The sequence below is a fragment of the Enterobacter sp. Crenshaw genome (genome assembly GCF_024734705.1).
Lineage (GTDB): Bacteria > Pseudomonadota > Gammaproteobacteria > Enterobacterales > Enterobacteriaceae > Enterobacter > Enterobacter asburiae_B.
In genome coordinates this window covers 1,395,156-1,407,401 of record NZ_CP102932.1, presented here as the reverse complement: position 1 = coordinate 1,407,401, position 12,246 = coordinate 1,395,156, and the positions used below count along the sequence as shown (strand labels likewise).

General features: G+C 58.1%; 9 protein-coding genes. 5 read left to right on the top strand and 4 right to left on the bottom strand.

Going from position 1 to position 12,246, the window contains the following annotated elements; translation table 11 throughout:
- The first annotated feature begins 15 nt into the window (after positions 1-15).
- Together NWV12_RS06605 and NWV12_RS06600 are read left to right on the top strand one after the other, a co-directional pair.
- Complete coding sequence (locus NWV12_RS06605; protein ID WP_048979647.1) at positions 16-831, top strand: Cof-type HAD-IIB family hydrolase; 816 nt, start codon at positions 16-18, stop codon at positions 829-831.
- Positions 832-980: 149 nt separating this feature from the next.
- The gene (locus NWV12_RS06600) at positions 981-2,237 is read left to right on the top strand and encodes a DUF1479 domain-containing protein (protein ID WP_048979646.1); all 1,257 of its coding nucleotides are present in this window, start codon (positions 981-983) and stop codon (positions 2,235-2,237) included.
- On the opposite strand, the gene NWV12_RS06595 is transcribed toward NWV12_RS06600, so the two are convergent.
- The gene (locus NWV12_RS06595; protein ID WP_048979644.1) at positions 2,234-3,307 is read right to left on the bottom strand and encodes a LacI family DNA-binding transcriptional regulator; all 1,074 of its coding nucleotides are present in this window, start codon (positions 3,305-3,307) and stop codon (positions 2,234-2,236) included. The two genes, NWV12_RS06600 and NWV12_RS06595, sit on opposite strands and share 4 nt — an antisense overlap.
- Before the next feature lie 288 nt (positions 3,308-3,595).
- Here NWV12_RS06595 and NWV12_RS06590 point away from each other — a divergent pair, with 288 nt between their 5' ends.
- Both NWV12_RS06590 and NWV12_RS06585 read left to right on the top strand, forming a co-directional pair.
- The gene (locus NWV12_RS06590) at positions 3,596-4,897 is read left to right on the top strand and encodes an MFS transporter (RefSeq protein ID WP_023335029.1); all 1,302 of its coding nucleotides are present in this window, start codon (positions 3,596-3,598) and stop codon (positions 4,895-4,897) included.
- A 17-nt stretch (positions 4,898-4,914) separates the two neighbouring features.
- Entirely contained in the window at positions 4,915-7,278 is a 2,364-nt protein-coding gene (locus tag NWV12_RS06585) for a glycoside hydrolase family 31 protein (protein ID WP_048979643.1), read from the top strand.
- Positions 7,279-7,367: 89 nt separating this feature from the next.
- Here NWV12_RS06585 and NWV12_RS06580 read toward each other — a convergent pair whose 3' ends face one another.
- A complete protein-coding gene (locus tag NWV12_RS06580; protein ID WP_045887590.1) occupies positions 7,368-8,963 on the bottom strand; it encodes an ABC-F family ATPase in 1,596 nt (531 codons plus the stop codon).
- A 222-nt stretch (positions 8,964-9,185) separates the two neighbouring features.
- Here NWV12_RS06580 and ldtB point away from each other — a divergent pair, with 222 nt between their 5' ends.
- Positions 9,186-10,106, top strand: coding sequence for a L,D-transpeptidase (gene ldtB, locus NWV12_RS06575; protein WP_023310896.1), 921 nt, complete (start codon positions 9,186-9,188; stop codon positions 10,104-10,106).
- A gap of 42 nt (positions 10,107-10,148) precedes the next feature.
- Here the strand turns inward: ldtB and NWV12_RS06570 are convergent, their stop codons facing one another.
- Positions 10,149-10,865 carry a GntR family transcriptional regulator gene (locus NWV12_RS06570; protein WP_048976797.1) on the bottom strand — a complete coding sequence of 239 codons (717 nt, stop codon included), beginning with the start codon at positions 10,863-10,865 and terminating at the stop codon, positions 10,149-10,151.
- A 15-nt stretch (positions 10,866-10,880) separates the two neighbouring features.
- Entirely contained in the window at positions 10,881-12,203 is a 1,323-nt protein-coding gene (locus NWV12_RS06565) for a PTS sugar transporter subunit IIC (RefSeq protein ID WP_047061446.1), read from the bottom strand.
- Between the last annotated feature and the right edge of the window lie 43 nt (positions 12,204-12,246).

Genomic DNA, 12,246 nt, shown 5'->3' with positions numbered 1-12,246 from the left:
ACCCAGGAGCACAGTATGACCGTTAAAGTTATCGTCACCGATATGGACGGAACTTTCCTTGATGATGCCAAGCAGTACGATCGTGACCGCTTCCAGGCACAGTTTGAACAGCTTAAAGCCCGCGATATTGAATTCGTTGTCGCCAGCGGCAACCAGTATTACCAGCTCATCTCCTTCTTTCCGGCGCTGAAAGACAGGATCTCCTTCGTGGCGGAAAACGGCGCGCTGGTGTTCGATCGCGGCGAACAGATTTTCCACGGCGAGCTGACGCGTCATGAATCGCAGATCGTGATTGGCGAACTGCTGAAGGACAAAGGGCTGAACTTCGTGGCCTGCGGGCTGGAGAGCGCCTGGGTCAGCGACCAGGCTCCTGAAGAATTCGTGGCGCTGATGTCAAAGCACTATCACCGCTTAAAGCGCATCAGCGATTACCGCGAAATTGACGACGTGCTGTTTAAGTTCTCCCTGAACCTGCCGGACAGCGATATCCCTAATCTGGTGGATAAACTGCACGTCTCCCTGGACGGCATCATGAAGCCGGTCACCAGCGGCTTTGGATTCGTGGATTTGATTATCCCCGGCCTGCACAAGGCCAACGGCATTAGCCGTCTGCTGAAACGCTGGAAAATCTCCCCGCAGGAGTGCGTGGCCATTGGCGACAGCGGCAACGATGCCGAGATGCTGAAGCTGGTGAAATATTCCTTTGCGATGGGCAACGCGGCAGAGAGCATCAAAGAAATCAGCCGCTACGGCACCGACGACAACAACCATCAGGGCGCGCTGAACGTCATTCAGACCGTGCTCGACAACCATTCCCCGTTCGACGTCTGATCCTTTCCTCGCCGGAGCGTCGCTCCGGCCTCTCACTCTTTTTCCGTCCTGTGGCTTGCGTCAAGTTTTTAAACTTGCATTAACTTATTTTTAACTTAAAGTATCACTTGTAGACATTTTTACTTTCGAATGAAAGATGCGAGGCAGTTATGACCTTTACCAGTGAAACCTTGCCAGCGGATCACAAAGCGGCAATCCGTCAGTTAAAACGTGAGCTGCGTGCGCAGATCGGCGACGTGCAGGCAGTGTTTAATAAGCTCAGCGACAAAATTGCCACCCGCGTGGCGGAAATCAACGCGCTTAAGAACAAGGGCAAATCCGTCTGGCCGGAGATCCCGTTTGCGGATGTGAAAAACGGCACCATTACCGACGCACAGCGCGAGGCCGTTAAACGCCGCGGCTGCGCGGTGATTAAAGGTCACTTCCCGCGCGAGCAGGCGCTGGCGTGGGATCGGTCGATGCTCGACTACCTCGATCTGAACAAGTTTGACGAGGTGTACAAAGGCCCGGGCGATAACTTCTTCGGCACCCTGACGGCCTCTCGTCCGGAGATTTACCCGATTTACTGGTCTCAGGCGCAGATGCAGGCGCGCCAGAGCGAAGAGATGGCGCAGGTGCAGTCGTTCCTGAACCGTTTGTGGACATTCGAGAGCAACGGCAAACAGTGGTTCGACCCGGACGTGAGCGTGATTTACCCGGACCGTATCCGCCGCCGCCCGCCGGGAACAACCTCGAAAGGGCTTGGGGCACATACCGACTCCGGCGCGCTGGAGCGCTGGCTGCTTCCGGCTTATCAACAGGTGTTCGCCCGCGTGTTTGACGGCAACGTTGAGAAATACGATCCGTGGAACGCCGCGCACCGTACCGAAGTGGAAGAGTACACCGTCGATAACACCACCAAATGCTCGGTGTTCCGCACCTTCCAGGGCTGGACGGCGCTGTCGGATATGATCCCAGGTCAGGGGCTGCTGCACGTGGTGCCAATCCCGGAAGCGATGGCCTACATTCTGCTGCGGCCGCTGCTGGACGACGTGCCGGAAGACGAGCTGTGCGGCGTGGCGCCGGGGCGCGTGCTGCCGGTTTCAGAGAAATGGCACCCGCTGCTGATCGAGGCGCTGACCAGCATTCCGGCACTCGAGGCGGGCGATTCCGTGTGGTGGCACTGCGATGTGATCCATTCCGTCGCGCCGGTGGAAAATCAGCAGGGCTGGGGCAACGTGATGTACATTCCTGCCGCGCCGATGTGCGAGAAAAACCTCGCCTACGCGAAAAAGGTCAAGGAAGCGCTTGAAACCGGCGCGTCGCCGGGAGACTTCCCGCGCGAGGATTATGAAAAAAGCTGGCAGGACCGCTTTACCGTGAACGATCTCAACATCCACGGCAAGCGCGCGCTGGGCATGGTTTAACTGTCGTACAGCCCTTCCCGCTCTACGGCGGTGCGTCGTTTCCCCTGACGTATCCGCCGTACCGATTCCCGCACGGCCAGCGTGCCGTTAAGCAGCAAGGTTCCCACCGGCGCGTCCGGGCGCATCAGCCGCTGCTGGAGCATATATACCGCTTCGGTTCCCAGCTCATCGCGCGGAACGTGCACCGCCGTTAATGGAACATCCTGAATCGCCGCCAGGTTAAAGCCGTCAATGCTCATCACCGACACGTCCTGCGGCACGCGCAGGCCGTGGTTTTGTAATGCGCTAATGGTGCCCGCCGCCATAAAATCGCCGCCGACCAGGAACGCGGTAGGTAAATCCTTCCCCTGCACTTCACTGAGCCAGCCGCTGACCATCTGTTCCGTTTCGCGCGCGCTGAAGCTGGGCACTACCAGCAGATCGCGTTTATCGTTGAATTGCAGGTTGTGAGACTGCCACGCGTCGCGGATCCCCGCCAGGCGCAGCTCCATGGTGTAGCGGCGCAGGCACAGCACGTTCATCACCTCACGGTGTCCCATCTCGAACAGATATTCCGCCGCCCGCTCGCCGATAGCGCGATGATCCGGCGCGACGGCAGGCAGACGCATGTGCCGGTCGCGGCAGTTAATCAGCATGCAGGGTTTACCCACATCCACCGCCAGATCTTGGATATGGGGATCGTCGATGCCAAGAAGGATTGCCGCCTGAGTGTCCGCTTCGTTCATGCGTGCCAGAAACAGCTGGGCGTCGCTGTCGTTCTCCTCCAGCGCGCAGTAGCGAAGACGCACATCGTGGGACGCCAGGCCTTTACTCACGCTCTGGATCACGCGGTAGTAAAAGATGTCGGACCGCTCGTCAAACGCCCGCTGCGGGGCAAAAACCACCAGGCTGTTAAGCAGCAGACGCCCTGCCGCCATGCCGTCCATCACCCCCAGCTCCCGCGCGCACGCCAGCACCTTTGCGCGCGCTTTTTCACTGGTATTCGCTTTTCCCGCCAGCACTCGCGACACGGTGCTGATCGAGAGCTGCGTCCGGGCCGCGATTTCGGTGATTTTTAGCCTTTTGTCCATTTTGTGATCTGGCTCCATTTGCGGAATGAAAAAATTTTCATAGCGTATTGGTCAGACAATAGCTGACATAAAGGCCATCATGCCAGAGGGTATACGTCAGTTATGAGAAATTTTGCACAAAATCCACTTTTGCCCACTCATTTTCTTCCTTAAGGTGAACTTGTCACACAACTTCCATACTAGTTGTATACCAACTTAAGCATTTTAAACGGATATAAATCAAAGGCATAAAAATCCGTGTGACACCTGAACCTCCGTCCCCTTACCGTCCGTCTTGTGGAGAGTGAAATGAGTCAGGACATCAATAACACCGTAGCGACAAGCAAAACCCGTCGCGTCATCAAGAACCTGCGCTGGTACGTGCTGGTGCTGTTCTTACTTGGCGTCACCGTTAACTACATCACCCGTAACTCACTCGGGATCCTCGCCCCGGAACTGAAAGAGAGCCTCGGGATCACCACCGAGCAATACTCCTGGATCGTCGGTGCGTTCCAGATCGCCTATACCATTTTCCAGCCCCTGTGCGGCTGGCTGATTGACGTCATCGGCCTGAAGATTGGCTTTATGGTCTGCGCCGGGATCTGGGCGCTGATGTGTATTTTCCACGCGGGCGCCGGAAGCTGGCTGCACCTCGCTATTCTGCGCTTCTTTATGGGTGCCTCTGAGGCCGCCGCTACCCCGGCAAACGCCAAAACCATCGGCGAATGGTTCCCGAAATCAGAGCGACCCGTTGCCGCCGGCTGGGCGGGCGTGGGCTTCTCCATCGGCGCGATGCTGGCCCCGCCCATCATCTATTTCGCTCACGCGTCGTTCGGCTGGCAGGGCGCATTTATGTTTACCGGCGTGCTGGCGCTGCTGTGGGTGATCCTGTGGTGGGCGTTCTACCACAACCCGGAGCAGCACCCGAACCTGAGCAAGGACGAGCTGGCGTTCATCAAGCAGGATAACGAACCGCCTGCGGTGAGACTGCCCTTCCTGACCGCGCTGAAAACCGTCTCGAAAAACAAACGCTTTTACGGTATCGCCATCCCGGCCTTTATGGCGGAACCGGCCTGGGCAGTGCTGAGCTTCTGGGTGCCGCTGTACCTCGCCAAAGAGCACGGCATGGATCTGAAGCAGATTGCGATGTTTGCCTGGCTTCCGTTCCTCGCCGCCGACCTCGGCAGCGTGGCGAGCGGCTACCTGACGCGTCTGTACACCCGTCTGTTCGGCTGCTCGCGCGTTAACTCGGTCGTTGCCAGCTCCGTGACGGGCGCGTTTCTGATGATCTCGCTGGGCATCGTGGCCATTACCCGCGACCCGTACATCACCATCGTGCTGATCTCCATCGGCGGTTTCGGGCACCAGATTATCTCCTGCATGCTGAGCGCCCTGGTCGTTGAGTCGTTCGACAAAGGCCAGATGGCGACCGTCAACGGCATGCGCGGCTCTGCGGCGTGGATCGCCAGCTTCCTGTTCTCGCTGTTAATCGGCGTGACCGCCGACAAAATCGGCTTTAACCCGCTCTTTATTGCCATGGGCTTCTTTGACCTGATTGGCGCTGTCTTCCTGGTAGCATTTATTGCTGAACGTCGCGCCAAGCGCGCCTGATAGTGGATGTATTGCATATGAAAACCCTGAAAAACTGGACCCTTGATACGCAGTCGGCAAACCATCTGGAACTGCTGGTCGATAACCAGCACCGCCTGTGCCTGTATGTGCTGGAAGAGAACCTGTTCCGCGTGCTGATTAAACGCAAAGGCGAGCTGGCGCTGGACCGCACCTGGAGCATCGCGCCGGAAAAAGACGTGCCGTGGGAAGGCCGCCGTCGTGAGAATATAAGCGGTTTTTCCTGCCCGGCCTGGACCCTGACGCAACAGGATGAGACGCTCACGGTGGCAACCGAACAGCTGCGCGTGACGGTCCACCAGCCGCTGTGGCTGGAGTGGCACTACCGCAATGAGGCGGGCGAGTGGCAGCCGCTGGTCAACGACCGTCCAACCAGCGCCTACCTGCTGAACGCCCACGGCGACGGCGTGGCGCACTACCTCAGCCGCCGCAAGGACGAGCGTTTCTACGGCCTGGGCGAAAAAGCGGGCGATCTGCAGCGCAACGGCAAGCGCTATGAGATGCGCAACCTCGACGCAATGGGGTACAACGCGGCCAGCACCGACCCGCTCTACAAGCATATTCCGTTCACTATCGCCCGCCGCGACGACGTCAGCTACGGCCTGTTCTACGACAACCTGAGCAGCTGCTGGCTGGATCTGGGTAACGAAATCGACAACTACCACACCGCCTACCGTCGCTGGCAGGCGGAAGCGGGCGATATCGATTACTACATTTTTACCGGCAAGCGCGTGCTGGACGTCACCAAAGCCTTCGTGCGCCTGACCGGGAAAACGCTGTTCGGACCGAAATGGAGCCTGGGCTACAGCGGCTCGACCATGCACTACACCGACGCGCCGGACGCGCAAAACCAGCTGATGAACTTCATCCGCCTGTGCGAAGAGCACGCCATTCCGTGCGACTCGTTCCAGCTCTCCTCCGGCTATACCTCTATCAACGGCAAGCGCTACGTCTTCAACTGGAACTATGACAAGGTGCCGCAGCCGAAGGTGATGAGCCAGGCCTTCCACGACGCGGGGCTGAAGCTGGCGGCAAACATCAAGCCGTGCCTGCTGCAGGACCATCCGCGCTATAACGAAGTGGCGGAGAGCGGCCTGTTCATTCGCGATTCAGAAACCGATGCACCGGAACGTTCCAGCTTCTGGGATGACGAAGGCTCGCACCTCGACTTTACCAACCCGCAGACGGTGCAGTGGTGGCAGAACGGCGTGACCACGCAGCTGCTGGAGATGGGCATCGACTCTACCTGGAACGACAACAACGAATATGAAGTGTGGGACGGGGAGGCGCGCTGCTTTGGCTTCGGCAAAGAGATCGCCATCAAGCACATTCGCCCGGTGATGCCGCTGCTGATGATGCGCGCCTCGCTGGAAGCGCAGCAGCGTTTCGCGCCGGAAAAACGTCCGTACCTGATCTCCCGCTCCGGCTGCGCCGGGATGCAGCGCTACGTTCAGACCTGGAGCGGCGACAACCGCACCAGCTGGGACACCCTGCGCTATAACATCCGCATGGGTCTGGGCATGAGCCTGTCCGGTCTGTTCAACGTCGGTCACGACGTCGGCGGTTTCTCCGGCGACAAGCCAGACGCCGAGCTGTTCGTGCGCTGGGTGCAGAACGGCGTGATGCACCCGCGCTTTACCATTCACTCGTGGAACGATGACCACACCGTGAACGAGCCGTGGATGTACCCGGGCGTCACGCCAGCCATTCGCGGTGCGGTTGAGCTGCGCTACCGCCTGCTGCCGTACCTCTATACCCTGCTCTGGCAGGCGCACGCCGACGACGAGCCGATGCTGCGCCCGACCTTCCTCGATCACGAGCATGATGCGCAGACGTTTGAGGAGTGCGATGACTTCCTGCTGGGCCGCGACCTGCTGGTCGCCAGCGTCGTCGAAGCCGGGCAGCGCGAGCGCCGCGTCTGGCTGCCGGATAACGCCACCGGCTGGTATGATTTTTACACCCACGCGTGGTATGCGGGCGGCCAGTCAATCGTCCTCGACGCGCCGCTGGAAAAACTGCCGCTGCTGGTGCGCGCCGGTGCCGCTCTGCCGCTGAGCGAACGCATTACGCATGTGAGTGCCGAAAACGATACGACCCGCGAGCTGAAGCTGTTCCCGGTGAAGGGCGTCGGCACGACCACCGGAATGCTGTTTGAAGACGACGGCGAAAGCTGGGGCTACCAGAACGGCAACGCGCTGTGGGTGGAGTGGGAAATGGTGTGCGACGGCGCAACCATCAACCTGAAGGTCAACGCGCGCGGGGATTATCGTCCGGCGTGGAAATCGCTTAAGGTGTCGCTGCCTGCAGGGGAAAAACGTTCGCTGCTGGTGAACGGGGTCGAAGGGGGCGAGTGGGTGGTCTAGTGCGGCCTGATGCCCTCACCCTAACCCTCTCCCACGGGGAGAGGGAATAGAACGTAGGCCCGGTAAGCGTAGCGCCACCGGGCTTTTTTTTAGCCGTCGATACCTTTACTGCGCAGGTAATCTTCGTAATTACCGGTGAAGTCCACCACGCGCTCTGGCGTAATTTCGATCACGCGGGTCGCCAGCGAGCTGACGAACTCACGGTCGTGAGAGACGAAGATCAGGGTACCCTGATACATCTCCAGCGCCATGTTCAGGGATTCGATAGATTCCATGTCCAGGTGGTTGGTCGGTTCGTCCATCACCAGGATGTTTGGTTTTTCCATCATCAGCTTGCCGAACAGCATGCGGCCCTTCTCACCACCGGAGAGCACCTTAGCCGGCTTTTTGATGTCGTCCTGGCTGAAAAGCAGACGACCCAGGATGCTGCGCACCGCCTGCTCGTCGTCGCCTTCCTGCTTCCACTGGCTCATCCAGTCGAAGACGGTGAGGTCGTTTTCGAACTCATATTCATGGTCCTGCGCGTAGTAGCCAATCTGCGCGTTTTCAGACCACTTCACGGTGCCGTTATCCGGCTGCAGTTCGCCGACCAGGGTTTTCAGCATGGTGGATTTACCCACGCCGTTGGCACCGAGGATGGCAATCTTCTCGCCCACTTCCAGCAGCAGGTTGAATTTTTTAAACAGCGGACCGTTCTCAAAGCCTTTTTCAAGGGCTTCCACTTCCAGCGCGTTACGGAACAGCTTCTTGTCTTGCTCGAAGCGGATGAACGGGTTCTGACGGCTGGAGGCTTTGACTTCGTCCAGCTTGATTTTGTCGATCTGACGCGCACGCGAGGTCGCCTGACGCGACTTAGAGGCGTTGGCGCTAAAGCGGCTGACGAAGGACTGCAGGTCAGCAATCTGCGCTTTCTTCTTGGCGTTATCCGCCAGCAGACGTTCACGCGCCTGGGTGGCCGCCGTCATGTACTCGTCATAGTTGCCCGGGTAAACGCGCAGCTCGCCGTAGTCCAGATCCGCCATGTGCGTACAGACCATGTTCAGGAAGTGACGGTCGTGCGAAATGATGATCATGGTGCTGTCGCGATCGTTCAGCGTCTGCTCCAGCCAGCGGATGGTGTCGATGTCCAGGTTGTTCGTCGGTTCGTCGAGCAGCAGGATGTCCGGGTTAGAGAACAGCGCCTGTGCCAGCAGCACGCGCAGCTTCCAGCCTGGCGCAACTTCGCTCATCGGGCCGTAATGTTGTTCAACAGGAATACCCACGCCGAGCAGCAGCTCGCCCGCGCGCGCTTCCGCAGAGTAGCCGTCCATCTCGCCGTACTGCGTTTCCAGATCGGCTACTTTATAGCCGTCTTCTTCGCTCATTTCGGCCAGCGCGTAGATGCGATCGCGCTCCTGCTTCACTTCCCACAGTTCCCCATGCCCCATGATCACGGTGTCGAGCACGGTGAACTCTTCGAAGGCGAACTGATCCTGACGCAGCTTACCGATACGCTCGTTAGGGTCGAGCGATACGTTACCGAGCGTCGGCTCCAGGTCACCGCCGAGGATCTTCATAAAGGTGGATTTTCCGCTACCGTTGGCACCAATCAGGCCGTAACGGTTGCCGCCGCCAAATTTGACGGAAATGTTTTCGAACAGCGGCTTACTGCCAAACTGCATAGTGACGTTGCTGGTAACTAACACGGGGAGATTCCTGCGAAAAGTGTGATAAACACGGCATTATGCCACAATTCCGAATTGAGATCCCGTGTTGCGGCAATCCACTAAACTTTAACAAAATCGAAAAAAATGTGATTTCGTACACATCTGAATTCCCTGTTAGCGGGAATGCACATATAATGCGCTCCCATCACAGATTCAGACTTATCAACTCATCGCCAGAATGGCTTAGATACCTCGCACAACATGAACATGAAATTAACAACGCTTTTAGCGGCGGCGTTAGCCGTAGTAGGTTTTTGTAAGACCGCGTCTGCGGTGACGTATCCCCTGCCAACAGACGGTAGCCGTCTGGTAGGCCAGAACCAGGTTGTGACGGTACCAGAAGGTAACTCTCAGCCACTGGAGTATTTCGCTGCGCAGTACCAGCTGGGCCTGTCTAACATGCTGGAAGCGAACCCGGGCGTTGACCCGTATCTGCCGAAAGCGGGCACCGTGCTGAATATTCCTCAGCAGCTGATCCTGCCGGATACCGTTCATGAAGGTATCGTGATTAACAGCGCCGAAATGCGTCTGTATTACTACCCGAAAGGCACCAACACCGTTATCGTGCTGCCAATCGGTATCGGCCAGCTGGGTAAAGACACCCCAATGAACTGGACCACCAAAGTTGAGCGTAAGAAAGCGGGCCCAACCTGGACGCCGACTGCCAAAATGCACGCGGAATACATCGCTGCGGGCGAACCGCTGCCAGCCGTTGTACCGGCAGGCCCGGATAACCCAATGGGTCTGTACGCGCTGTACATTGGCCGTCTGTACGCTATCCACGGTACCAACGCCAACTTCGGTATCGGCCTGCGCGTAAGCCACGGCTGCGTGCGCCTGCGTAACGACGACATCAAATTCCTGTTCGAAAACGTGCCGGTCGGTACGCGCGTGCAGTTCATCAACGAACCGGTGAAGGCGACCTCTGAGCCAGACGGCAGCCGTTACATCGAAGTGCACAACCCGCTGTCCACCAGCGAAGACCAGATCAACAACAACGAAATCGTCCCTGTTACGCTGAACAGCGCGGTGCAGGCGGTGACTTCTCAGCCAGACGTAGAAACGGCGATTGTTGACCAGGCCGTGCAGAACCGCTCCGGTATGCCGGTGCGTTTGAACTGATAGCGAAGCATTAAAAAAGCGGGCCTCGTTGCCCGCTTTTTTTTATCCGTTATTCACGATCACGATCCCGCCGTGGTCGTACCGATAGTGGCAGTGGGCATACTCCAGCGGCGTGCCGTCCTCCAGATAAATCACCTGCTCCACTTCCAGGACGGGATCGGTCTGCTCGCAGACCAGATGCTCCCTGTCCAGCGCGTTGGGCTTAAGCGCCCGCACAACCCGATACGACCCCATAATTTTCAGCCCCAGCGTCTCCTGCACGTACTGGAACACTGAACCTTCAAGATGGTTTTTCGTCAGGCCCGGCACCAGATTCATCGGCATCACCGTGGAATCCAGCGACATCGGTTCGCCGTTCAGCAAACGGAGGCGAATGAAGTCATAGATCGGCGCATCGGCGTTAATCATCAGCGACGCCTGCTCTTTTTCGTTCGGGAAGCGCAGCTCGAAATGCACTACCCGGCTGGTCACCGTGCCCAGATGCGCCCAGGTTTTGGTCGCGCCAAAGTAGTCGCTGCCGGAGAGGTCCCACTGCGAGAGCTGAAGGAAGTTTTTGCGGATGAACGTGCCCTGGCCCTGGCGGGTATAGACCAGACCTTCGACGATCAGCTGGCGCATCGCCTGCTGAATGGTCATCCGGCTGGAGTTGAACTCCGCCGCCAGCGCAAACTGGTCCGGCAGGGGTTCATTGGCGGCGTACTGCTGGCTGATAATGCGTTTCTTAATTTCCCGCGCTATGGTGATGTACTTCGCCGCCATCGTTCTTCCTTTCAGTTAGTTTTCTATCCCGCTGTTTTTCAACGCCACTCTCTCGGCAATCTTGAGGAAAGGCAGGTAGAAGAATACACCAAATACGATGATTGCCAACTGCACCACCACCGCCCGCCAGTCCCCCGCCGTGGCCAGCCAGGCGCTGAGAATGGGCGGCGTGGTCCACGGGATCATCACCACGCAGCGCGACATTAGCCCCAGCGTGGTACAGAGCCAGGCGAAGTAAATGCCGATGGCGGGCAGCAGCACAAACGGGATCATCAGCGGCAGGTTAAACACGATCGGCAGGCCGAAAATCACTGGCTCGTTGATGTTGAACAGACCGGGCGCCAGCGACAGACGCGCCACCTGCTTCGCCGACTTTTGTCGGGAGAAGATAAAGATGGCGATCAGCAGCGAGATCGTGCTGCCCGTGCCGCCCACCATGCCAAACGTCGGCACGAAGATGTTGTTGATGATATGCGGGATGGGCTGACCGTTGGCGAAGGCCAGCATGTTCTCGTTGGTGTTGATCAGCAGGAACGGCTCCAGCACCACGCTGTTAACGACTGACTGATGAATACCGAGCGTGAACAGGAAGTTACCGAAGCTGTAGATAAAAATCGTCCCCGGCAGGCTGGTGTTGATCAGCCGCAGCGGCTGCTGGATAAAGGTGGTAATAAGATGGATCAGGTCCGTGTGCAGCACGTTTGCCAGTATCGCCGCCAACACCGCGAACAGGGAGAGCGTGAGAATGGTCGGGATCAGCGCGGTAAAGGATTTGCTCACCGCCGGAGGCACGTTTTCCCCGAGGGAAATGTGCAGCGCCTTCAGGCGCGAAATGGCGATAAACAGTTCCGTTGAGAGCAGCCCGATCAGCACCCCGGCGAAAATCCCGGTTGAGCCAATATTGGTGAACGTCAGCACCTGGGTGACGTTCACCGCGGCATCGCTGCCGACGGGCGTAATCTGCAGGCGCATCGGCATCATGATGATGAAGCTGCTGACGGCGATAACCACTGCCGAGACCGGATTGTCGAAATCTTTGTTGCGCGCCAGCGACCAGGCAATCATCGGAGCCAGCAGCAGCGCGGCGATGTTCAGCGTGCCGTTGATAATCGCCTCGCCCCATACCTTAAACTGCGCGAGCGTGTCGCCGTGAAAAATCCACGGAAATACCACGTTGTTCACCAGCACCGCCAGACCGGCGAGGATGAAGATGGGCATCACCGTGGCGAAAGCGTCGCGCAGGGAGCGCAGGTGCACCTGATTAGCCAGGCGCGCCGAGAACTCTACAAATTTATCGACAAAAGACTGCATGTGCGGTGTTATTTTTGTTTCAGACATAGCGGATAGTTCCCATCAATCAGTCACAAAAACGGCCCGGCAG